The 22840-nt window shown below is 71.3% G+C and carries 22 protein-coding genes and 1 tRNA gene; 5 read left to right on the forward strand and 18 right to left on the reverse strand.

Features of this window, described 5'->3' with window-relative positions:
• The first annotated feature begins 32 nt into the window (after positions 1 to 32).
• A complete protein-coding gene (locus tag AQJ67_RS28890; protein WP_062722241.1) occupies positions 33 to 311 on the forward strand; it encodes a hypothetical protein in 279 nt (92 codons plus the stop codon).
• Between the two features lie 170 nt (positions 312 to 481).
• On the opposite strand, the gene AQJ67_RS28895 is transcribed toward AQJ67_RS28890, so the two are convergent.
• The 5 genes from AQJ67_RS28895 to AQJ67_RS28915 form a co-directional block, all read right to left on the reverse strand.
• Complete coding sequence (locus AQJ67_RS28895) at positions 482 to 865, reverse strand: hypothetical protein (RefSeq protein ID WP_062722242.1); 384 nt, start codon at positions 863 to 865, stop codon at positions 482 to 484.
• Between the two features lie 225 nt (positions 866 to 1090).
• Positions 1091 to 1936 (reverse strand): DMT family transporter, encoded by an 846-nt coding sequence (locus AQJ67_RS28900; RefSeq protein ID WP_062722243.1) that lies wholly within the window; start codon positions 1934 to 1936, stop codon positions 1091 to 1093.
• The gene (locus AQJ67_RS28905) at positions 1933 to 2412 is read right to left on the reverse strand and encodes a YbaK/EbsC family protein (RefSeq protein WP_062722244.1); all 480 of its coding nucleotides are present in this window, start codon (positions 2410 to 2412) and stop codon (positions 1933 to 1935) included. The genes AQJ67_RS28900 and AQJ67_RS28905 overlap by 4 nt, the downstream gene beginning before the upstream one ends.
• A 122-nt stretch (positions 2413 to 2534) precedes the next feature.
• A complete protein-coding gene (locus AQJ67_RS28910) occupies positions 2535 to 4778 on the reverse strand; it encodes an MMPL family transporter (RefSeq protein WP_062722245.1) in 2244 nt (747 codons plus the stop codon).
• A 128-nt stretch (positions 4779 to 4906) separates the two neighbouring features.
• On the reverse strand, positions 4907 to 5509 hold the full coding sequence (locus tag AQJ67_RS28915) for a TetR/AcrR family transcriptional regulator (RefSeq protein ID WP_062722246.1): 603 nt from the start codon (positions 5507 to 5509) through the stop codon (positions 4907 to 4909).
• Between the two features lie 168 nt (positions 5510 to 5677).
• Between AQJ67_RS28915 and AQJ67_RS28920 the strand changes: the two genes are divergently transcribed.
• Entirely contained in the window at positions 5678 to 8917 is a 3240-nt protein-coding gene (locus tag AQJ67_RS28920; RefSeq protein ID WP_062722247.1) for a S41 family peptidase, read from the forward strand.
• A 314-nt stretch (positions 8918 to 9231) separates the two neighbouring features.
• Here AQJ67_RS28920 and AQJ67_RS28925 read toward each other — a convergent pair whose 3' ends face one another.
• The 4 genes from AQJ67_RS28925 to AQJ67_RS28940 all read right to left on the reverse strand — a co-directional run bounded on the left by AQJ67_RS28925 (position 9232) and on the right by AQJ67_RS28940 (position 12955).
• Positions 9232 to 9438: a hypothetical protein gene (locus tag AQJ67_RS28925; RefSeq protein ID WP_062722248.1), complete on the reverse strand. Its 207-nt coding sequence runs from the start codon at positions 9436 to 9438 to the stop codon at positions 9232 to 9234.
• Positions 9439 to 9525: 87 nt separating this feature from the next.
• Positions 9526 to 10419, reverse strand: coding sequence for an SDR family oxidoreductase (locus tag AQJ67_RS28930; protein WP_062722249.1), 894 nt, complete (start codon positions 10417 to 10419; stop codon positions 9526 to 9528).
• Positions 10416 to 11351 carry an alpha/beta fold hydrolase gene (locus tag AQJ67_RS28935; protein ID WP_062722250.1) on the reverse strand — a complete coding sequence of 312 codons (936 nt, stop codon included), beginning with the start codon at positions 11349 to 11351 and terminating at the stop codon, positions 10416 to 10418. Before AQJ67_RS28935 ends, AQJ67_RS28930 begins: the two co-directional genes overlap by 4 nt.
• Positions 11348 to 12955 carry a flavin-containing monooxygenase gene (locus AQJ67_RS28940; RefSeq protein ID WP_167366234.1) on the reverse strand — a complete coding sequence of 536 codons (1608 nt, stop codon included), beginning with the start codon at positions 12953 to 12955 and terminating at the stop codon, positions 11348 to 11350. The genes AQJ67_RS28935 and AQJ67_RS28940 overlap by 4 nt, the downstream gene beginning before the upstream one ends.
• A 142-nt stretch (positions 12956 to 13097) precedes the next feature.
• Between AQJ67_RS28940 and AQJ67_RS28945 the strand changes: the two genes are divergently transcribed.
• Positions 13098 to 13751, forward strand: a complete 654-nt coding sequence (locus tag AQJ67_RS28945) for a MerR family transcriptional regulator (protein ID WP_107123008.1) — start codon at positions 13098 to 13100, stop codon at positions 13749 to 13751.
• Here the strand turns inward: AQJ67_RS28945 and AQJ67_RS28950 are convergent.
• Positions 13748 to 14551 carry an exodeoxyribonuclease III gene (locus AQJ67_RS28950; protein ID WP_062722251.1) on the reverse strand — a complete coding sequence of 268 codons (804 nt, stop codon included), beginning with the start codon at positions 14549 to 14551 and terminating at the stop codon, positions 13748 to 13750. The two genes, AQJ67_RS28945 and AQJ67_RS28950, sit on opposite strands and share 4 nt — an antisense overlap.
• A 77-nt stretch (positions 14552 to 14628) precedes the next feature.
• Here AQJ67_RS28950 and AQJ67_RS28955 point away from each other — a divergent pair, with 77 nt between their 5' ends.
• Positions 14629 to 15105: a GNAT family N-acetyltransferase gene (locus tag AQJ67_RS28955; RefSeq protein ID WP_062722252.1), complete on the forward strand. Its 477-nt coding sequence runs from the start codon at positions 14629 to 14631 to the stop codon at positions 15103 to 15105.
• A 15-nt stretch (positions 15106 to 15120) separates the two neighbouring features.
• Here AQJ67_RS28955 and AQJ67_RS28960 read toward each other — a convergent pair whose 3' ends face one another.
• The 8 genes from AQJ67_RS28960 to galU form a co-directional block, all read right to left on the reverse strand.
• Entirely contained in the window at positions 15121 to 16386 is a 1266-nt protein-coding gene (locus tag AQJ67_RS28960) for an MFS transporter (protein ID WP_244190623.1), read from the reverse strand.
• Between the two features lie 105 nt (positions 16387 to 16491).
• Positions 16492 to 16565, reverse strand: a tRNA-Ala gene (locus AQJ67_RS28965).
• An 86-nt stretch (positions 16566 to 16651) separates the two neighbouring features.
• A complete protein-coding gene (gene sepX, locus AQJ67_RS28970) occupies positions 16652 to 17926 on the reverse strand; it encodes a divisome protein SepX/GlpR (protein WP_062722253.1) in 1275 nt (424 codons plus the stop codon).
• A 183-nt stretch (positions 17927 to 18109) separates the two neighbouring features.
• On the reverse strand, positions 18110 to 18742 hold the full coding sequence (locus AQJ67_RS28975) for a GNAT family N-acetyltransferase (RefSeq protein ID WP_244190624.1): 633 nt from the start codon (positions 18740 to 18742) through the stop codon (positions 18110 to 18112).
• Between the two features lie 59 nt (positions 18743 to 18801).
• On the reverse strand, positions 18802 to 19302 hold the full coding sequence (locus AQJ67_RS28980; RefSeq protein WP_062722255.1) for a MogA/MoaB family molybdenum cofactor biosynthesis protein: 501 nt from the start codon (positions 19300 to 19302) through the stop codon (positions 18802 to 18804).
• Entirely contained in the window at positions 19299 to 19793 is a 495-nt protein-coding gene (gene moaC / locus AQJ67_RS28985) for a cyclic pyranopterin monophosphate synthase MoaC (RefSeq protein WP_062722457.1), read from the reverse strand. The genes AQJ67_RS28980 and moaC overlap by 4 nt, the downstream gene beginning before the upstream one ends.
• 86 nt (positions 19794 to 19879) lie before the next feature.
• Positions 19880 to 21205, reverse strand: coding sequence for a molybdotransferase-like divisome protein Glp (glp, locus tag AQJ67_RS28990; protein WP_062722256.1), 1326 nt, complete (start codon positions 21203 to 21205; stop codon positions 19880 to 19882).
• Positions 21206 to 21209: 4 nt separating this feature from the next.
• Positions 21210 to 22112: a UTP--glucose-1-phosphate uridylyltransferase GalU gene (gene galU / locus AQJ67_RS28995; protein WP_062722257.1), complete on the reverse strand. Its 903-nt coding sequence runs from the start codon at positions 22110 to 22112 to the stop codon at positions 21210 to 21212.
• Positions 22113 to 22206: 94 nt separating this feature from the next.
• On the opposite strand from galU, the gene AQJ67_RS29000 reads away from it, so the two are divergent.
• A complete protein-coding gene (locus AQJ67_RS29000; protein WP_062722258.1) occupies positions 22207 to 22827 on the forward strand; it encodes a 5-formyltetrahydrofolate cyclo-ligase in 621 nt (206 codons plus the stop codon).
• Positions 22828 to 22840: the final 13 nt, after the last annotated feature.

Consider the following 22840-nt stretch of genomic DNA (forward strand, 5'->3'; position numbering starts at 1 on the left):
AATCGCATCCACCTCACTCCACCGGAGATGACATGCACAAGCTTCGCAAGGCCGCGGTCCTGGTCGCCGCCCTCACCACCGTCGGTCTCGTGGGCGCGGGCACCGCGCAGGCCGACCAGGGCCCCCGGGGCAACGACGTCAAGGTGCTGCAGAGCACCAGCTGCAAGTCCCACGACCTGAACCTGGACATCCTCGGCGTGGTCGGCATCCTCAACGGCCTCCTGGGCAGCGGGGTCAACGGCGAAGGCGACGCGGGCTCCCAGAGCACGCACCTCGGCTCGACGATGGGCTGCAACAACACCGCGTTCTGACGGCTGCCCCCTCTCTGCCGAACCAGGCGGTCGGCCCAGTCTGGCCGACCGCCTGGCCGCATCGCTCCTCCGGAGCGGCCCTCCGGCACGCCGCTTCCACCACAACTCCAGGCCGATGACGCCGCGTTGGCGACCCGAGGAAGGACTCCCCGCCTCCTGCGGGGGAATGTCTACTCGAACGGCACGTTGACGCAGGCGAGGCGCGCACCGGCCGTTCCGGCGTGACCCGGGTGCATGGCCGTACCCATCTCGTGCAGGACCACGGAACGCGCCCCACCCTCACGGAACTGCCAGCCGACTATGGCCGTGGAGCGGTCCGATCCGTCCTTGTTCGTGGCCAGGTCCAGCCAGACCTCGTTGACCCGGATGGCATACGCCGGGTCGACGGAGGGCTGCTTCGGGTCCACCAGGTCCCTCAGGCGCAGCTCGATACGCGTCCCGCCGCCGCGGCGCAGCTCCTCCTTCACCTGGACCCTGGCGCCCTGCGGCACCAGCTGGGCGGCACCGGCAGCCAGGAGGCCTCGATGCTGGGCGATGAACTTGTGCTTGGGCATGACGAAACTCCAGAAGGTGGGGGCTGGGGGGCGGCCGAAGTCGTCGACGGGTTTCCGGACGGGCGGGCCATCGCCTGATCACTGGAACCGTACAGCGGGCACGTCGCTGCTCAACAGGTTCTACGAACCGGTAACGAGGCGGCTTTAGTGAAGATTCAAGTTCCTGTTCGCGGGAGCCCGCCAGGTGAACACGCGTACCGGCACGGACCGGCGCCGACTCGCGCTTCAGCCCGCCTGCAGCATCAGCCCGATCCCTATGACCAGCAGTCCCGCCGCCACGATGCGCGGCGCCCCGAAGCGCTCCTTGAAGAAGACGGCGCCGATCGCGGCGCCCACGATGATCGAGGACTCCCGCAGGGCGGCGATCGGCGCCAGTTCGGCCTTCGTCTGCGCCCACAGGACCAGTGCGTACGCGGCGAAGGACAGGGCGGCACCCAGCAGTCCCGCCCCGGCGAACGGCCGTAGCACCGTGACCGTCTCCCGGCGCAGGCGCCAGCCGGCGTACGCGGGTACGGCGAGCCCCTGCACCGCCATCAGCCAGGCGATATACCCGAGGGACGACCCGGAGGCCCGCACCCCCAGACCGTCCAGCACGGTGTACGCCGCGATGCTCAGCCCGGTCGCCAACGCCGCGCCGATCGCGGCCCAGTCGGGCGGGTTCCCGCGCAGACCCCACAGGGCGACGCCCGTGAGTCCCGCACAGGACACGGCGATCCCGGCGGCGGCCCACCCGTCCGGCACCTCGTGGGCGACGAAGGCGGCGGCCACGGCGACGACGAGCGGCGCGGTGCCGCGCGCGATGGGGTAGGCCTGCCCGAAGTCACCCAGCCGGAAGGACTTCATGAGCAGCGCGAAGTAGACGATGTGGACGAGGGCCGAGGCGAGGAGATACGGCCAGGCCTCCGCCGCCGGGAACGCCGCGAAAGGGATGAGCGCCAGGCCGATCAGCACCCCGCCGCCCGTGATGAGGGTGAACCCCACGAGTTTGTCGGGGATCTTGTGGGCGACGGCGTTCCAGCTGGCGTGCGTGACGGCCGCGAGCAGGACGGCGGCGGTGACCAGCGGGGTCACGAAGTCCGCGTCTGCTCGCGCACGTCCACGACGGTGGCGCCGGCATGGGTGACGAGGTCCCCGGGGGCCATCGGGAAGACCGCGTGCGGGTTCCCCGCGGCGGCCCACACGACGTCATGACCGAGCAGCGAACGGTCGGCGAGCACACGCGTCTTCGTACGGTGCCCGAAGGGCGGGACGCCGCCGATGGCATACCCGGTGGTCTCCCGTACGACCTCGGCCTTGGCCCGCGTGACCTTCTCGACGCCGAGTTCCTTCCGGACGAGCTCGACGTCGACCCGCGACGCCCCGTCCATCAGGACCAGCACCGGCTCGCCGTCCGCCGCGAAGATCAGTGACTTGCAGATCTGACTGAGCTCACACCCGATCGCCTCGGCGGCCTCGACGGCGGTACGGGTCGCGTCCGGGAACCGGCGGATCCGGGAGTGGAGGTCGGCCAGCCCGAGCTCACGAAGAGCCTCGTCGAATCGGTTCATGTCCCGCAGGCTAGCGGGCGGTTACGTGGCCCACGAACGAATTCCGGCCGGTGAGGGCGCCCCGTCCCCACGGAGCCCTCACCGGCCGGCCTACTGCAACGGTCGCTTCTCCAGAGCGCCGCTCAGACGCGCACCAACTCCCGGTCCCCGTCCCCGTCCTTGTCGGTCTGCGCCCGCAGCCCCTCGCCCTCCACGTCGACGTTCGGCAGGGCGCGGTCCAGCCACTTCGGGAGCCACCAGGCCTGCTTGCCGAGGAGGGCCAGGACGGCCGGGACGATGGCCATGCGGACCACGAAGGCGTCGAAGAAGACGGCGATGGCGAGGCCGAAGCCGATCATCTTGACCATGGACTCGGACGAGCCGATGAAGCCCGCGAAGACCGCCATCATGATCACGGCGGCGGCCGTGACGACCCGCGCGCCGTGCCGGAAGCCGGTCACCACCGCCTGGCTCGGCTTCTCTCCGTGGACGTAGGCCTCCCGCATCCGGGTCACGAGGAACACCTCGTAGTCCATGGCCAGTCCGAAGACCACGCCGACCATGAAGATCGGCATCATGGACATCACCGGGCCGGTCTCCTCCACGCCCATCAGGCCCGCGAACCAGCCCCACTGGAAGACCGCGACGACCGCGCCGAGGGCCGCCATCACGCTCAGCAGGAAGCCGAGCGCCGCCTTGAGCGGGACCAGGATCGAGCGGAAGACCACGATCAGCAGGAGGAAGGCGAGGCCCACGACCAGGGCCAGGTACGGCAGCAGCGCGTCGTTCAGCTTCTCCGAGACGTCGATGTTCATCGCCGTGGAGCCGGTGACCAGCACGGTCGCGTCCGTGTCGGCCTTCACCTCGGTGCCCTTGTCACGGATGGCGTGGACCAGGTTCTCGGTCGTGACGGAGGACGGCTTGGCGTCCGGGATCACCGTGATGGTGGCCGTGTCGCCCGCCTTGTTGGGCGTCGCCGGCGTCACCGTGACGACGTTCTCGATGCCCTTGATGTCGTTGCCGACCTGCTTGAAGACCGCGTTCGGGTCGCCGGTGCCCTTGGCGTCGACCACGACCATCAGCGGGCCGTTGAAGCCGGGCCCGAAGCCCTCGGACAGCAGGTCGTAGGCCCGCCGCTGGGTGGTGGACGTCGGCTGCGAACCGTCGTCGGGCAGGCCCAGTTCGAGGGAGGCCGCGGGGATGGCGGCGGCGCCGAGGCCGAGGATGCCCAGGAGGAGGACGGCCACCGGGCGGCGTACGACGAAGCTGGCCCAGCGGGTGCCCATGTTCGGCCTGGCGGGCGCGGCCGCACCGGACGCGGCGGCAGCGGCGGCCTTCTTCTCGGCCCGGTTGCCGCCCATCCAGCCGCTCTTCTTCCCGGCCGGCTGCACCTTCCTGCCCGCGTACCCGAGCAGCGCCGGGACCATCGTCAGCGCGATCAGCACCGCGATCACGACCGTGCCCGCCGCCGCGATGCCCATCTTCGTCAGCATCGGGATGTTGACGACGGACAGGCCGACCAGCGCGATCACGACCGTCAGGCCGGCGAAGACCACCGCCGAGCCCGCCGTGCCGACGGCCCGTCCGGCCGCCTCCTCGCGCTCGCGGCCCTCGGCCAGTTCGGCGCGGTAGCGGGAGACGATGAACAGGGCGTAGTCGATGCCGACCGCGAGGCCGATCATCATCGCCAGGGTCGAGGTGGTGGAGCCCAGCTCCAGCGCGCTCGCCAGGGCGGTGATCGTCGAGATGCCGATGCCGACGCCGATCAGGGCGGTCAGCAGCGGGAGTCCGGCCGCGATGAGCGAGCCGAAGGTGATGACGAGGACGACCGCGGCGACCCCGATGCCGATGATCTCCGTGGCGCCGGTCTCGGGCGTCGTCTGGAGCGCGTCGCCGCCGACCTCCACGGTCAGCCCGGCGTCCCGCGCGTCCTGCGCGGCGTCCTGAAGGGCCTCGCGCGAGGAGTCCTGGAGCTCCATGCCGGACACCTCGTACTTCACGGACGCGTACGCGATCGTGCCGTCCTTGCTGACGGCGTGCCCGGTGTACGGGTCGGCGACGGAGGACACCTCGGAGCCGTCCGACAGCTCCTTGACGGTGTCCTCGACGGTCGCCTTGTTGCCGGGGTCGGTCATCTTCTGCCCGTGCGGCGCCTTGAAGACGACCCGGGCGGTGGCGCCGTCGGCGCTCATCCCGGGGAAGCGCTGTTCCAGCAGGTCGAACGCCTTCTGCGCCTCGGTGCCGGGGATCGAGAAGGAGGTGGATCCCGCGGCGGGCGCGCTGGCCGCGCCGACTCCGGCGAGGGTGAGCAGCGCGACCCATATCAGGGCGACGAAATGCCGTCGCCTGAAGGCGAGCCGGCCGAGTTTGTAGAGGAACGTGGCCACGAGGGCGACTCCCGGTCAGGTCGTGGGTTGGAGGGCCGGGGTTCCGGCCCAGGCCCGAGGGCAGGGGTGATCAGCCCGACGACGTGAGCGGATACGTCAGGTGGAGGGCTTGCTGGGGAGGGGGTTCGTCAGTTGCCGGGGGCGCCGAGGGCGGGGAGGACCACGGCGTCGATGTACGAGGTGAGGAAGGCCGCCGTCGGTGGCCTCTCGTCGAGGAGCGTGCACGTGACGAACGCGCCGAGCATCATGTGCACCACGAATTCCAGCGCCGGGCAGTCCGCGCGGACCTCGCCCCGGTCGATCGCGCGCTGCAGGACGCGGCGCGACTCGGCGATCTCCGGTTCGATGATCTGGCTGCGGAACTCCCTGTGCAGGTCCGGGTTGGCGTGCATCGCCATGGCCAGTCCGCGCATCAGGGCGCTGTTCTGCGCCATCTCTGCGTCGTCCGCGTGCGCCATGATGGCGTGGAAGTCGCCGCGCAGTGACCCGGTGTCGATCTGGCCGACGTCCTTGACCGGCTTGTTGTGCCGGATGGCCTTCACGACCAGCTCGGCCTTCCCGCCCCACTGGCGGTAGAGGGTGGCCTTGCTGGACCGGGTGCGAGCGGCCACGGCGTCCATGGTCAGGGCGTCGTAGCCGACTTCGCGGAGCAGGTCGAGCACGGCCGCGTAGAGCTCGGCCTCGCGCTCAGGGGTGATCCGACTGCGACGCGCCGTTGCGACCTCAGTCATGCCTGCCTCACCTTCCCACTCCGAACGACACTGTTTCGTACACAACGAATGTAGCGCACCCTCCATCGAAACGAAACGGTTTCGTTCGTGTCATGGGTCACGGCACCGTCGCCGTGACATGGATTGTCACGAGTTGCCCAGGTCCGTCCACAGGAAAAGCATGGGGAGGTGAGCTATCTGCGCCTGCCGCATCTCCATGACGACCTGTTGTGCTTCGTGGCCGAGGACGACCTGTGGCTGGCCCCCCTCGACGGCCGGGGCCGCGCCTGGCGCCTCACCGTGGACCGCGCCAAGACCGGCCACCCCCGCTTCTCGCCCGACGGCCGCCATCTCGCGTACACGAGCTGGCGCAGCCTCGTCCCCGAGATCCATCTGGTCCCGGTGGACGGCGGCCCGGGGACCCGGCTCACCCACTGGGGCTCGGCCGACACCCGGGTGTGCGGATGGACACCCGAGGGCGTGATCCTCGCGGTGGCCTCCCACGGCGAGCCCTTCTCCCACTACACCTTCGCCTACAAGGTCCGCCCCGACGGCGACCCCGGCCGCAAACTCCCCTGGGGACCCTGCTCCGACATCCAGGTCGCCGACCTCGACGGCGAGCGCAGGACCCTGCTGCTGACCGGCACCCCACCGCACGAGCCCGCCTCCTGGAAGCGCTACCGGGGCGGCGCCACGGGCCGTCTGTGGCTGCACGGCGAGCGCCTGCTCGCGGACGTCGACGGCCACCTCGACTCCCCCATGTTCGTCGGCGGCCGGATCGCCTTCCTCTCCGACCACGAGGGCGTCGGCAACCTCTACTCCTGCGCGTACGACGGCTCCGGCCTGCGCCGCCACACCGACCACGACGCCTTCTACGCCCGGCACGCGGCGAGCGACGGCACCCGGGTGGTGTACCAGTGCGCGGGCGACCTGTGGATCGTGGACGACCTCGCCGCCGGCTCCGAACCGCGCCGCCTGGACGTACGCCTCAGCGGACCGGCCGCCGGCCGCCGCAGGTACCAGGTGCCGGCCGCCCAGCACGTCGACGGCGTCTCCGTCGACGAGACCGGCCGCGCGAGTGCCGTCGTCGTCCGCGGCAGCCTCTACTGGCTCACCCACCGCGACGGCCCGGCCCGCACGATCACCGACACCCCGGGCGTACGGGTCCGGCTCCCGGAGATGCTCGGTTCCGCCGGGCAGGTCGCGTATGTGACGGACGCCGAGGGCGAGGACGCCGTCGAGATCGCCTACCTGCCGCGGGCGACCGGCGACCGCGAGCCGCGCCGGCTGGCCTCCGGCGAGGTGGGCCGGGTCCTGGAAATGGTCGCCGACCCGCAGGGCGAGCGCCTCGCCATCGCCGCCCACGACGGACGGCTCCTGCTGCTCGACGCCACCGAGGACTCCAACGGCGAGGTCACCGAGCTGATCAGCTCGGTCAACGGCCCCGTCCGGGACCTGGCCTTCTCCCCCGACGGCTCCTGGCTGACCTGGTCGCACCCCGGGATCGGCCGCTCCCTGCGCCAGATCAAACTGGCCCGCATCAGGGACGGGCTGATCCTCGACGTCACGGGCGGCCGCTTCGAAGACGAGAACCCGGTGTTCACCCGGGACGGCCGCTATCTCGCCTTCCTCTCCTGGCGGGGTTTCGACCCGGTCTACGACGTCCACACCGGCGACCTCTCCTTCCCGCTGGGCTGCCGCCCCTACCTGGTCCCCCTCTCCTCCGCGACCCCCTCCCCCTTCGCCCTGACCCCCGAGGGCCGCCCGGCCGCCGGGGGCCTGGACCCGGTGGAGGACGAGGAGGGCGGGACCGGCGGCGCGCCCACCGTCGAGACCGAGGGCCTGGAGAGCAGGGTCACCCCCTTCCCGGTCGGCGCCTCCAAGTACTCGGCGCTGCACCCGGTCGCGGGCGGCGGACTGGTCTGGCTGCGCTGGCCGATCTCGGGCGCGCTGGGCGAGACGTTCGCCAACCCGGACGACACGACCGGCCGGCCGACCCTCGAACACTTCAACATCAGCAAGGCGAAGAAGTCGGAACTCGTCGACCATCTCGACTGGTTCGCGGTCAGCGGCGACGGCTCCCGCCTCGTCGTGGTCGACGAGGGCGACCTGCGGGCGGTGCCCGCCTCCGAGTCCGGCGACAGCGACAGCACGGTCTGGATCGACTCGCGCCGCATCCTGCACGAGGTCGACCCGACGGCGGAGTGGAAGCAGGCGTACGAGGAGGCGGGCCGGCTGATCCGGGCGTTCTTCTGGGAGCCGGGGATGTGCGGCATCGACTGGGACGCGGTCCTCGCCCAGTACCGCCCCCTGGTCGAACGGGTCGCCTCCCCCGACGAGTTCGCCGACCTGCTCCGCGAGGTCCTCGGCGAACTCGGCACCTCCCACGCCTACGTCACGGCCGCCCGCCGCAACGAGGGCCCCCCGCACTACCAGCGCTGGCAGGGCCTGCTGGGCGCCAACTTCGTACGCCGCGACGACGACTGGATGATCCGCCGCATCCTCCCCGGCGAGTCCTCCGACTCCAAGGCCCGCTCCCCCCTGGCGGGCACCGGCATCCGCGAGGGCGCCGTGCTCACCCACGTGGACGGCCGTCCCGTGGACCCGGCCACGGGCCCCTACCCTCTCCTCGCCGGCGCCGGCGGCACGACCGTGGAGCTGACCTTCACCCCCGCCGAGGGCGAGGCGGGCCGCGCCCGACGTGTGGCCGTGGTCCCCCTGATCGACGAACGCCCCCTGCGCTACCAGGACTGGGTCGCCAAACGCCGCGCCGTCGTCCGGGAGTTGAGCGGCGGCCGCTGCGGCTACCTCCACATCCCCGACATGGGCGGCTCCGGCTGGGCCCAGTTCAACCGCGACCTGCGCATGGAGATGTCCCGCCCCGCCCTGATCGTCGACGTACGCGGCAACGCGGGCGGCCACATCAGCGAACTGGTGGTGGAGAAGCTGACCCGCACCATCCTCGGCTGGGACCTGACGCGGAACGCCCAGCCGGTGTCGTACGCCTCGAACGCCCCACGCGGCCCGATCGTCGCCCTCGCCGACGAGGCGACCTCCTCCGACGGCGACATGATCACGGCCGCCTTCAAACTCCTCGGACTCGGCCCCGTCGTCGGCCAGCGCACCTGGGGCGGCGTCGTCGGCATGACCGGCCGCCACCGCCTCGGCGACGGCACGGTGATCACGGTCCCGATGAACGCGGCCTGGTTCGACGCCTACGGCTGGACCATCGAGAACAAGGGGGTGACCCCGGACGTAGAGGTCCTCCGCACCCCCCTGGACTGGGCAGAGGGCCGCCACGCCCAATTGACCGACGCGGTGGAACTGGCCTTGAGCCTCCTGGAATCCAACCCCCCGGCAACGCCCCCGGATTACACACACGTACCGGACCGTTCACGTCCCAAGTTGCCGCCACGGACAACCCCTTAGGGGCGCGGGGCCGTATCGACCTGCGGCTCCGCCGCGCGGGCGCGACAATCCCCTACACCTCTTGACACACGACGCACCAACCCCCCAGGGGCGCGGGGCCGTATCGATCTGCGGCTCCGCCGCGCGGTGGGCGCGACAAGCCCCTACACCTCTTGACACACGACGCCACCAACCCCCCAGGGGCGCGGGGAACTGCGCGACCAGCCCCCACCGGCCCGCACCCGACAACGAACCCCCCGAACACAACGCAAACGCGGGGCACCCACCAAGCAGGGGGCACCCCACGTCCACGTCAGCTGAACCGAGGACTACGACTACCGGTCGTAGTCCTGGTCGAACCGCTCCTCGTCCTCACGACGCACCCGCTCGGACTCCTCGTCCCGCTGCGGCCGCTGCGGACGCCCCCGCTCCGGCTGCGGCTGCGGCTGCCCCTGCGGGCGCCCGCGCTCCTGCTGACCGTGCTGGCGAGCACGCTCCTGGAGCTGCTCGGACTTCTCCTTGAACTGGTCCTTCATACCCATGTGGGTTCACTCCCGTAGTGAGTGGGGATTGGCCCCTCGGTGGGGCCTCGACCAGATTCACACGGGCGATAACCCTGCGCATGTCGATCAGTTACGCCGCGTAGTCCGCGCAGCTCTCTCCTGCTCATCGGCCGCGCCACCCGCTCCGACCAGCCCGCTCCGCATCCCCTCCAGCCGGTCCGCGAACCGTCGCATCTCCCGCTGCCCCACGGTCCCGATGAGCCCCGGCAGATACCCGCGCACCCCCTGCATGCCGCGCAGCCACCACTGCGCGTACACATGCGTCGACCGCCGCTCGATCCCGGCCACGATCCGGTCGACCGCCGGCCCCAGCGGATACGTCTTGTTGGACGGCCACGGCAGCCGCTTCCTCAACTCCCGCATGACGTCGTCCTGATCGGCGCCGCGCACCATGTCGGTGTCGGTCCAGGACAGATACCCGACCCCCACCCGCACGCCCTTGTACCCGACTTCGGCCCGCAGACTGTGCGCGTACGCCTCCACACCGGACTTGGACGCGCAGTACGCCGTCATCATCGGCGCCGGGGTGATGGCCGCGAGCGAGGCGATCTGGAGCAGATAGCCGCGGCTCTCCATCAGCACCGGCAGAAACGCGCGCGCGGTCACCGCCGACCCGATGAGGTTGACCTCGATGACCCGCCGCCAAGCCTCCGGGTCGGAGTCCACGAACGGACCGCCGCTCGCCACACCGGCGTTGGCGACGACGATGTCGACCTTCCCGAACCGCTCCTTGACCTCCTGCGCGACCCGGGCCATCGCCGCGTGGTCGGTCACGTCGGCGTACCAGTGGTCGCTGTCGCTGTGCAGCCGCTCGGAGACCTGCTTGAGCACGTCCGCCTCCAGCCCGACCAGCGCCACCTTCGCGCCGCGCGCGGAGAGCTTGCGGGCGAGCAGCTCCCCCACGCCGCGCGCCGCCCCCGTGACCACGGCGACCTGCCCTTCGAGGCTCACCCTGCTCATGCGCCCTCCTTCACCTGTGTGTACGTCGTGCTGCGCGTGTACCGCGTGACAAGTTCGCGTATCTTCCCGGTCACCGGGCCGGGCGCCTCTATCGGCGTCATGTGCCCGAGGCCGGGCAGTTCGGTGACGCCGAGGCAGTGGGGCAGCGCGGCGGCCAGCGTGTGGGCGTGCACGGGCGGGGTCAGCCGGTCGGCCGTGCCCACGACGATCGCGGTCGGCACCGCCAACTCCCGTACACCATGGTCGAGATCGAGCAGATCGAGGACCTGCGACCAGGCGTACCGCACCTTGCGCGGGCACGCGTGCACGATCCGCGCGCACGCCTCGACCATGTGCGGGGCCGAACCGGGGCCCATCGTGCCGTACTTGAGGATCGCCCTGGCGACCGGAGTGACCGGCCCGAGCGGCGCCCGGGCGCCGAGGATGTGCTTCGTCAGCCAGGTCCGCAGCCGTCCCGGCCGCAGCGGTACGACCGTCGACTCGACGACCAGCCGCGAGGAGCCGGTGCTGCACAGCAGGACGGCGGCGGCATGTTCGCGGAACGCGGGGCGGGTGGACGCGGCCATCACCGTCATGCCGCCCATGGAGTGCCCGGCGATCACGGCCTTCTCACCGGGCGCGAGGGTCGCCCGCAGTACGGCTTCGAGGTCGTCGGCCAGCGCGTCGGCGCTGCACGCCGGGCTCGCCGGGCTGCGTCCGTGGCCGCGCTGGTCGTAGGCGATGACCCGGTGGTCGGCGGTCAGCTCCCGGATCTGCGCGGCCCAGAAGGCGGTCGAGCAGGTCCAGCCGTGCGCGAGGACGACGGCCGGCGCGTCCTTCGGGCCGTGCACCTCTATGTGCAGCCGGGCGCCGTCGGCGGAGGTGGCCGTCAGCTCACGGGCGGGGGCGGGCGGGGCGTACGGCCCGGACGTCACGTGCATGAGACGGCTCACGCGGTCACCTCGGCGTCTTCCTTGACGTCTTCCTTGACGTCTTCCTTGGCGTCTTCCTCGGCGTCTTCCTTGACGTCTTCCTTGACGTCTTCCTTGGCGTCTTCCTCGGCGTCTTCCTTGGCGTCTTCCTCGGCGGTGGCTCGGAGCACGGCGTACTCCGTCAGGTCCACGCGCCGCGTGACCCGCCGGAACTCCGAGGTCGTACCGGGCCAGATGGTCGCGTTACGGCCGGTGGCGTCCAGGTACCAGCTGGTGCAGCCACCGGTGTTCCACACCGTCCGCTTCATCCGCTCCTGCACCCGGCGGTTCCAGGCGGCCACGGCACTCGGTCGCGCGTCCAGGGCGACCCGCCCTCCCAGGACGTTCAACTGCCGCAGGAAGTCGGCCATGTAGTTCAGCTGGGACTCGATGATCAGGATCATGGAGGAGTTCCCGAGCCCCGTGTTGGGCCCGATGATGGTCACCCAGTTCGGGAACCCGGCCGCGGACGCGCCCCGCAGCGCCTCCATCCCGCCCTTCCAGGCCTCGGCGAGCGTCTTGCCCTCGGCCCCCACCACCCGCTCGGCGATGGGCATGTCGGTGACATGGAACCCCGTGCCGAAGATGATCGCGTCGACCTCGGCCTCGCTCCCGTCGGCGGCCACGACGGTCGAACCGCGGACCTCGCTCAGCCCGCTGGCGACCACGTCGACATTGGGCCGCGCGAGCGCCGGATAGTACGTACTGCTCAGCAGGATCCGCTTGCAGCCGATGCGGTAGTCCGGGGTCAGCTTGGCGCGCAGGGCCGGGTCCTTGATGGAGCGGGCCATGTTGCGCTTGGCCAACTGCTCGACGAAGCCGAGCTCGTTCGGATGCTTGGTGAACGCCTGGACCTGGAGCTCCCGGATCCCCCACAGCAGTCCGCGGCGCAGCTGCGCGGTGAAGGGCAGGGCCCGGTGCAGGGAGCGTTCGACACCGCTGATGGCGCGGTCGACGCGTGGCATGACCCAGGGCGGGGTGCGCTGGAAGAGGGTGAGCCGTTCGACGTCCGGCTGGACGGCGGGCACGATCTGGATGGCGGAGGCCCCCGTCCCCACCATCGCGACACGCTTGCCGCGCAGGTCGTAGTCGTGGTCCCAGCGGGCCGAGTGGAAGACCTGGCCGGGGAAGGAGTCGAGCCCCGGGATGTCCGGGACCTTGGGGTCGGAGAGCGGCCCGGTGGCGGAGACGACGAAGTCGGCCGACAGACTCCCGCTACTGGTCTCGATGTCCCAGCACAGCCGCTCGCCGTTCCAGGTCATCCGCTCCACCTCCGAGTTGAAGCGGATGTGCGGCCGCAGCCCGAAGACGTCCGTGACGTGCTCCAGATAGGCCCGGATGTGCTCCTGCCCGGAGAAGGCGCGCGGCCAGTCGGGGTTGGGCGCGAAGGAGAACGAGTACAGATGGGACGGCACATCGCAGGCGCACCCCGGATAACTGTTGTCCCGCCAGGTGCCGCCGACGCTGTCGGCCCGCTCCAGGACGACGAAGTCGGTGACGCCCTCGCGTCGCAGCCGGACGGCGGCCCCCAGCCCGCCGAACCCGGACCCGACCACCGCGACCCGCACATGTTCGCGTTCGGCCATGCCTGTGCCTCCACACTTGAACACACTTGAACCGGAACCCTGCCAGTGAACACTGGCGCAATGGGGAGAGTAGAGGAGGTCCTTACCGACCGGTAGGGGTCGGCCGACGAAAGTTACCTGCGGTACGCCTTAAGGTTCCCAGGTGACCGAGAAGCGTGAATACCGCATGGAGGAACTCGCCCGCCTGGCCGGCATCACGGTCCGCACCCTGCGCTTCTACCGCGAACGCAAGCTGATCCCGCCACCCCGCCGCGAGGGCCGCATCGCCTGGTACGACGACCACCACCTGGCCCGCCTGCACACGATCTCGGCCCTGCTGGAACGCGGCCACACCCTCAACGGCATCGCGGAGCTCGCCGAGGCTCTCGACCACGGCCGGGACGTCGCCGACCTTCTGGGCGTCGAGCCCCCCTCGGAGGAAGAACCGGTCCGCCTCACCCCCGAGGAACTCGCCGCCCGCTTCGAGGGCCAGGTAACCCCGGAGAACCTCGCCGCCGCCCTGGACCTCGGCTACCTCGGCACCGACGGCGACGAGATCGTCCACATCAGCCGCCGCCTCCTGGACGTCTCCTCCGCCCTGGTCCGCGAGGGCATCCCCCTCGCCGAGGTCCTGGCCGCCGGCAAACGCGTCCGCGAACACGTCGACGACCTGGCGGAGATGTTCGCCGACATCGTCCTGCGCCACGCGGGGGAGGAAGACCTGCAACGCCTTCGCCCACTGGCAAGGAGCGTGGTGGAGGCGGAGCTTTCACTGGCGCTGGACCGACGCCTGCGCAAACGGAGCGACAAGGCCTAACGGCTGTAGACCACCGTCACCGGCGCATGATCCGACCACCGCTCCGCATGCGTCGCCGCCCGCTCCACATACCCCTTGACCGCCCGGCCCGCCAGCCCCGGCGTCGCCACGTGGTAGTCGATACGCCACCCCGTGTCGTTGTCGAAGGCCCGCCCCCGGTACGACCACCAGGAGTATGGCCCCTCCACGTCCGGGTGCAGCGACCGTACGACGTCGACGTACCCGCCCGCCGAGGGCGCCAGCACCTCGCCGAGCCACTCCCGCTCCTCCGGCAGGAACCCGGAGCTCTTCTGGTTGCCCCGCCAGTTCTTCAGGTCGGCCTTCTCGTGCGCGATGTTCCAGTCACCGCAGACGAGGACCTCGCGGCCGTCGGCGGCGGCGCGTTCGCGCAGGTCCTTCAGATAGGCCAGGAACTCACCCATGAAGCGGACCTTCTCGTCCTGCCGCTCGGTGCCGACCTCACCGGAGGGGAGGTAGAGGGAGGCGACCGTCACACCCGGCAGGTCCGCCTCGACGTAACGCCCGCTGCCGTCGAACTCACTCGACCCGAACCCGACCTGGATCCGGTCGGGCTCCCGCCGGGTGTACAGGGAAACACCGGCACGCCCCTTCGCGGCGGCAGGCGCGTGCACGACATGCCAGCCGTCGGGCGTACGCACCTGCTCGGGCAGCTGCTGCGGCTCCGCACGCACCTCCTGCAGGCACAGCACATCGGCTTCGGTACCGGCGAGCCACTCCACGAAGCCCTTCTTCGCGGCGGCCCGCAGCCCGTTCACATTCACAGAGGTCACAGTGAGCACCCGGGAACGATACCGGCACTCTGGACCGAGTCCGGTTCTGGAAACCAGTGCAATAGAACTCATATACGGTATTCGGCATGGACATACGCCGGGTCGCCTTCGACCACCCCGACGCAGTCAAGCTCAACGACCAGGTCCAGGCCGAGTACGGCGTCCGCTACGGCGACGACGGCGACGCCACCTACCTGGACGTGGCGGACTTCCGGCCGCCGAACGGTCTGTACCTGATCGCGTACGACGCGCTCGGCACCCCCGTTGCCTCCGGCGGCTGGCGGTCCCAGGACGAGAACGACGAGGGATACGCGGACGGCGACGCGGAGCTCAAGCGGATGTACGTCATCGAGCAGATGCGCGGCCGTGGCCTCGCGCGCCGCATCCTGGCCGCGCTGGAGGAGGACGCGCGGGACGCGGGCCGCAGGCGCATGGTCCTGGAGACCGGGGCCAAGCAGCCGGAGGCGGTGGCGCTGTACAAGTCCAGCGGGTACGAGCCGTGCGAGAAATTCGGCTACTACCGCTTCCACGAGCTCAGCCTGTGCTACGCCAAGGCCCTGTGACCCGTACGCGCGACCTCAGCCGTCCCCCTCGCCCTCACCCTCACCCTCACCCTCACCCGTACGCCGGTTGATGCGATACACGTCCCGGACACAGAGGTTGAGGACCAGGGAGAGGACGACCAGTCCCGCGCACGCCACCAGCACCGTGCGGCTGTCCCAGAGGCCGGCCGCGAGGGCGGTGAGCAGATAGCCGAGGGGGATGGCGAGCCGTTCGCCGACGTTGTTGAACGCGCTCATACGCCCCAACTCGCCCTGCGGCACATGCTGCTGGAACGCGGTCGTCCACGCGACGATCGTCACGTCCAGGCCGATCCCCGCGAGCAGCGCGGCCAACAGCACCCAGGGCAGCGGCAGTCCCCACCCCATGGCGAGCAGCGGTGCGGCGAGCGGTGTACAGGCCACGATGGCCACGACCAGCAGCCGGTACGGCCGCCAGCGCAGGCACACCACCGTCCCGCCCAGCAGCCCCGCAGCGAACGCGGCCTGCACGAGCCCCCAGTCACGCGCCCCCGCGTACCGCTCCGCCGCGACGACCGGCCCGAGCAGCTGGTACCCGGCCAGCCATGCGGCGACCAGGAGCGTGCCGGCCGCCGTGTAGGTCCACAGCCAGGTCCGCGACCAGAACCCGGCCCAGCCGTGCCGCAGGTCGCTGAGCGCGCTGGTGACGGTGACCGGCGCGTCCAGCCGCAGCCCGAGCAGCAGGAAGGCGGCGACGGCGAAGGTGAGCGCGTCCCAGGCGAGCGCCCAGGCCGGGCCGCTGACCGCGACGACGGCTCCGCCGGCGGCCGGCCCGAGCACCTTGACGGCGTTGCCCGGCAGCCTGAGCAGGGCGTTGGCCTGCTGCAACTGTTCCACCGGGACGATCTGGCCCACGGCGCCCTGGGTGGCGGGCACGGTGAAGGCCACGGCGGTTCCGGAGACGAAACCGCAGACCGCGATGGAGGTCGTCGACGCCTGCCCGGTGGCGACGATCACAGCCAGCGCGCCCTGGGCGACGGCCGCGAGCAGATTGCCGAGGAAGAGCATCCGGCTGCGGGACATCCGGTCCGCGAGCACTCCGCCCACGAGCAGGAACAGGACCGTCGGCACGGTGTTCGTGGCGAGCACCAGCCCGAGCTCCCCGGCCCCGCCGCCCTCCCCGATCACGGAGTAGGCGAGCGCGAGGGGCGCCATCGCGGACCCGGTGGCGGAGACGAGGTTGGCCAGCACGAACCGCCGGAATCCCGGAATCCGCAGCGTCGCCGCACGTCCCGCCGATAACTCTGCGTCGACCTTCTCCACGCTCCCCCTCGTGACGGCGGCACTTGGGCACAACAAAGATCCCGCCCGATCAACCGATCGGACGGGATCTCTCAACTCCCGGGTTTCCCCGGAGAGTTGTTGCGGTGGACCTGAGGGGATTTGAACCCCTGGCCCCCTCGATGCGAACGAGGTGCGCTACCGGACTGCGCCACAGGCCCTTGCAACGAGTGAAACTTTAGCACCCCGATCGGCCTGCTTGGAAATCCGTTCCCGGCCGGCCGCCGTGCCCGGCCGCAGGTGACGGCTACTCGTTGGCGGCGCGCGGCCGGTCGCCGTCCTCGTACTGGTCGAACAGCGGCGTACGGCCCCGCTCGCGTGCCCGGCGGGCGGAGGCGGCCCGGCGGGCGTCGCTGCGACCGCCGCCTTCGGCCTTCTCCTCCTCGCGCCCCGCGTCCCCGTCGCCCGGCTCAGCGCCGTCCCCGGCCTCGGTGCCGGTCTCCCGGTCCCGGCCGACGGTGCTCGACCGCGCCGAGCTCCAGGCGTCCGGGGCGCCGAGGTCCACGTCGGAGGTGGCCCGGGGCGCGACCGGCGCGGTCACATACGTCGGCAGTGGCACCGGCACCGGGTCCCAGCTGTCGCCGTGTCCCGGCCTGCGCTGCCGTTCGCGCTGCTGGTCGACCCACTCGGCGTGGTCGGTCTGCTCGACGAGAGCGCGCCGGTCGGCGGCGAGGGCGGACAGGCCGGGGTCGGTGGCGCCTGGTTCGGGCCCCTCGTCGGGCTCGTCGAGGCCCGCGCCGGGGTCGGTGCCGCCGCGACGGCGCGACTGGCGCGCATGCTCACGAAGCCGCTGGGCGGCGGCCTCGGCCTGCCGCCGGTCCATCTGGTAGGCGAAGCGGCGGCGCTCCTGGGACCGCAGATACGCGATGTAGCCGCTGAGCAGCACGGCGGGAACGCCGGGCGCCCACAGGAACGCCAGCCCGCCGACCGCGGCGACGATCGCGCCGAGGGAGAAGGCGAGGAAGAGCATCACGGTCGTACGGCGACGGCGCGCGAGTACCTTCGAACGCCGAGCGCGTGCCGCGGCCGCCTCGTCCGCGGGGGCTCGCCGGGCGGCGGGCACCCCCTTGCGTGCCTTGGCCGCGGGGCCGGGGCCCGTTTCCGCGGAGGGCGCGCTCGCGCGTTCGGGTGTCGGCCGGGAACCGTGTTCGGGTGCCGGCTTGCTCCCCTGTTCCCGCGCGGAGTCGCGTGCCGGTTCCGGGCGTCCTGGTGCCTGTGCCGGGACCGGCGCCTGGGTCTGCGGACGGGTCGGAGGCATGGCGAAGGCCCGGACGTCCACCGACTCGGTGACGTCGCCCGGGTCGTCGGCGCTGGGCTCCCCCTCCTCGGTGGAGCGCGCGCGCAGGTCCTTGGCGTACCGGCGCTCCATCCCCGCCCGTCCGGACAGCAACCGGATGGCTGTGCTGAAGCGTTCCGTCGGACGGGCCTCGTTCAGCTCGTCCTGCCTACGGAGCCACATCGGCACCAAGTAGGCGGCCCAGGCCCCGACAATGACTGCGTAGATGAGGCCGCTGCTGCTCACGCCTCACACGGTAGAGGGGTTTCCGTGGGGCCATCCGCCAATTGAGCCGGTGTGTCGCACGATCTGGCTGATATTTCGAACTTTTTTTGTGACCGATGCGATCAGCAGGCCACCGAGGCGCGAATTTAATGCCCTGAGCCGGTCATCCGCCGATCAATTTCGAACACTTATTCAATTTCCGGGCTACGCGGGATTCCCCTGCGGGTTCTGCCGGGAGTTGGGTGCGGAGTTCTCCGAGGTGTCCTGCGGGTTCGCGTGCGGGGTCCGCTGCGAGTGTTCCCGGTGCCAGCGGCCGAGCAGCCCTTCCGGGAGCTCTTCCGCCGTGAGCGCGAAGACGAGATGGTCCCGCCAGGCCCCGTCGATGTGGAGATAGCGCGGACGCAGCCCCTCCTCGCGGAATCCGAGTTTCTCCACCACCCGGCGGCTGGGCCGGTTCTCGGGGCGAATGCAGACCTCGATGCGGTGCAGACCGACACTGCGGAAACAGTGGTCCACGACCAGCGCCACGGCCGTCGGCATCACCCCGCGGCCCGCCACCGCCTCGTCCACCCAGTAGCCGACGTGCCCCGAGCACATCGAGCCCCAGGTGATCCCGGCGACCGTCAACTGCCCGACCAGCCGTCCCTGGTACTCGATGACGAACGGCAGCATCCGGCCCGAGTGCGCCTCGGAGCGCAGGTGCCGGACCATCTGGCGGTAGGTCGGCCGGTGCGCGATCGGCCCGGTGGGCGTGGGCGGCGGAATCGTCGCCTCCCACGGCCGCAGCCAGTCCCGGTTGCGCCGGTTGACCTCGCGCCAGGCCCGTTGGTCGCGCATCTTTATCGGCCTCAGGACGACATCGCCGTCCCTCAGCACTACGGGCCAGGATGGGCTGTTCAGCTCGCACCCCCACTGCTGGGTCTGGGGTGGTCGCCGCCGCGGATCTGGTCGACGGCGTGGATCAGGAGGGGCTCCAGGACGGCCAGACCGTCCTTCACCCCGCCGCTGGAACCGGGCAGATTGATGATCAGCGTGCGCCCGGCGACTCCGGCGAGTCCCCGGGACAGCGCCGCCGTGGGCACCTTCTCCCGTCCGAACGCCCTGATCGCCTCGGGAATGCCCGGCACCTCGTAGTCGATCACCGCCCGGGTCGCCTCCGGTGTGCGGTCGGTGGGCGAGATGCCGGTGCCGCCGGTGGTGACGATGACGTCGTAGCCGGCGTCGACGCCGGCGCGCAGGGCGGCGAGGACCGGATCGCCGTCGGGCACGACCTGCGGTCCGTCGACCGCGAAGCCGAAGCCCTTGAGGCCATCGGCGATCAGCGGGCCGCCCTTGTCCTCGTAGATCCCGGCGGCGGCCCGGTTGGACGCGGTGACCACAAGAGCTCGGTACGTCATGCCCGGCTCCAGTCGCCCGACTTGCCGCCCGTCTTCTCCTCGACCCGTACGTCCGTGATGACCGCTCCCTTGTCGACCGCCTTCACCATGTCGATCACGGTGAGCGCGGCGACGGAGACCGCGGTGAGGGCCTCCATCTCGACGCCCGTGCGGTCCGTGGTCTTCACGGTGGCCACGATCTCCACGGCGTCGTCCGCGACCGACAGGTCCAGTTTCACACCGGACACCGCGAGCGGGTGACAGAGCGGGATCAGGTCGGGGGTCCGTTTGGCGCCCATGATCCCGGCGATCCGGGCGGTGGCGAGGGCGTCGCCCTTGGGGACACCCTCGCCGCGCAGCAGCTCGACCACGCGGGGTGAGACGAGGACACGGCCGCTGGCTCGGGCGGTGCGCGCGGTCACGTCCTTCTCGGAGACGTCGACCATGCGGGCCGCGCCCGCGTCGTCGATGTGCGTGAGGTGGTCCTGCCTGGATGGGTCCTGCGTGCTCATGCTGGTGTGGCGCTCCCGGTCCTGGCCCGTCGCGGTGCGGCGCACGGGCCTGCTGTGCGCGACACGGTACCGCCAACCGAGGCCGCTCAGCCGAGCAGGACCACCTCGACCTCGGCGCCGGGCTCGACGCTCTCGGTGTCCTCGGGGACGACGATCAGCGCGTCCGCGTGCGCGAGGGCGGCGACCAGATGGGATCCGGCGCCGCCGACCGGCCGGACCTCGCCGTCGGCGTATGTCCCGCGCAGGAACTGTCTGCGTCCCTTGGGCGAGGTCAGCGCCTTGTCGGCGGTCAGGGTCGCGGTCGTGCGGGGGCGGTGGACGTCCTCCAGGCCCATCAGGGTGCGGATCGCGGGGCGCACGAACAGTTCGAAGGAGACGTACGACGACACCGGGTTGCCGGGGAGCGCGAGCAGCGGGGTGTGGTCGGGGCCGATGGAGCCGAAGCCCTGGGGCTTGCCGGGCTGCATGGCGAGCTTGCGGAAGTCGATGCCGCCGCCGGCCTCGTCCTCGTCGGCGACGTGCGACAGGGCTTCCTTGACGACGTCGTACGCCCCGACGCTCACGCCGCCGGTGGTGACCATGAGGTCGGCGCGGACGAGCTGGTCCTCGATGGTGGAGCGGAGGGTCTCGGCGTCGTCGGCGACGGCGCCCACGCGGTAGGCGATGGCGCCGGCGTCCCGGGCGGCCGCGGTGAGGGCGAAGCTGTTGGAGTCGTAGATCTGGCCGCCGGAGAGTTGCTCGTCGGGCTGGACGAGTTCGCTGCCGGTGGACATCACGACGACTCGCGGGCGCGGGCGTACGCGTACCGTGCCGCGGCCGATGGCGGCGAGCAGGGCGATCTGGGGCGGGCCGAGGACCGTGCCGGCTTCGAGGGCGCGGTCGCCGGACTTCACGTCGCTGCCCTTCGCGCGGACGTGGGCGCGCGCCTCGGCCGGCCGGTGGATGTGCACCTGGCCCCGGGCGCCCTCGGGGGCCAGGCTGCGGGCGCGCATGCCGGTGACCGGGCCCTCGCCGAGGCCGCCGTCGGTCCACTCCACCGGGACGACGGTCTCGGCGCCGGGCGGCAGCGGGGCGCCGGTCATGATGCGGGCGGCCTGGCCGGGGCCCACGTGGAGCAGGTCGGTCTGGCCCGCCGCGACGTCCCCGACGACCTCCAGGACGGCGGGGAACTCCTCGCTCGCGCCCGCGACATCCGCGACCCGTACCGCGTACCCGTCCATGGAGCTGTTGTCGAACGGCGGCAGGGAGACCGGCACCGTGACGTCGTCGACCAGGACGCAGCCCTGGGCGTCGAGGAGTTGCAGCTCGATGGGTTCGAGGGGGCGGACGGTCGTGAGGATGTCCTCCAGGTGTTCGTCCACCGACCAGAGGTGGTCCTGGCCGGCGGGGCGGGGCGCGGCGGCGGTGCTCAACTCGCTACATCTCCTCGGCTACGTAACTGCGAAGCCAGGTCCGGAAGTCCGGGCCCAGGTCTTCACGTTCGCATGCGAGTCTGACAATGGCACGCAGGTAGTCGCCGCGGTCGCCGGTGTCATAGCGGCGGCCCTTGAAGACGACGCCGTGCACCGGGCCGCCGACCTTCTCGTCGGCGGCGAGCTGCTGGAGGGCGTCGGTGAGCTGGATCTCGCCGCCGCGGCCCGGCTCGGTCTTGCGGAGTATGTCGAAGATGTGCGGGTCGAGCACATAGCGGCCGATGATGGCGTAGTTGGACGGGGCGTCGGCCGCGGACGGCTTCTCGACGAGGTCGTGCACCTTGACCACGTCGCTGTCGCCGGTGGGGTCCACGGCCGCACAGCCGTAGAGGTGGATCTGCTCGGGGGCGACCTCCATCAGCGCGACGACGCTGCCGCCGTGCTGCTCCTGGACCTCGACCATCCGCTTGAGCAGCGGGTCGCGCGGGTCGATCAGGTCGTCGCCGAGGAGGACGGCGAAGGGCTCGTGGCCCACGTGGGGGGCCGCGCACAGGACGGCGTGGCCGAGTCCCTTGGGGTCGCCCTGGCGGACGTAGTGCATGGTGGCGAGGTCGCTGGACTCCTGCACCTTCGCGAGCCGGCCGGCGTCGCCCTTCTTCTGCAGGGCCGATTCCAGCTCGTAGTTGCGGTCGAAGTGGTCCTCCAGGGGGCGCTTGTTGCGGCCCGTGATCATGAGGACATCGTCGAGGCCCGCGGACACGGCCTCTTCGACCACGTACTGGATAGCCGGCTTGTCGACGACCGGCAGCATCTCCTTGGGAGTGGCTTTGGTGGCCGGCAGGAAGCGGGTGCCGAGACCCGCTGCGGGGATGACAGCCTTGCTGATCCGAGGGTGGGACTGAGTCATGGCCGCCACCCTATCCGGTGCCTTTGTAGGGAATCTGAGGCTCCGGTTATTTGGCTCTCTTATGAGCACATTGGGAAGGGTAAGGGAGCGGCCTATGAGTCACACCGGACGTCCGGGCGAGCCTGACAAGCGCGTGTTGCGGCGGGAGATCCTCTCGGTGAGAGGCAGGTTGACGGCGGATGACGTGCGGGTATCGGCCGCCGAGCTGGCCGGGCGGGCGCTGGAGCTGCCCGAGCTGGCGCACGCGCGCGTGGTGGCGGCGTACGTCTCCGTGGGGAGTGAACCCGGCACCCTCGCGCTGCTCGACGCGCTGCGCGCGCGGGGCGTCCGCGTCCTGCTGCCCGCCCTGCTGCCCGACAACGACCTCGACTGGGGCGCCTACTTCGGGGAGGACTCCCTGGCCCGTGTCCAACACGGCGGAAAGATGGCCCTCTTCGAGCCCTCCGGTGAGCGTCTCGGCCCGGACGCCGTGACCGACGCCGACGTGGTGCTCCTGCCGGGCCTGGCGGTCGACGCGCGCGGGATGCGGCTGGGGCGGGGCGGCGGATCGTACGACCGGGTCCTCGCCCGGCTGGAACGCGCGGGCGCCCGGCCCTCGCTGGTGGTGCTGCTGTACGACTCGGAGGTCGTCGAGCGCGTCCCGGAGGAGCCCCACGACCGGCCGGTGCACGCGGTGGTGACACCGTCGGGGGTGCGCCGCTTCAAAGAGCCCTGAGCCCGCCCCGATC

This window comes from Streptomyces caeruleatus, from assembly GCF_001514235.1.
GTDB classification, from domain to species: domain Bacteria; phylum Actinomycetota; class Actinomycetes; order Streptomycetales; family Streptomycetaceae; genus Streptomyces; species Streptomyces caeruleatus.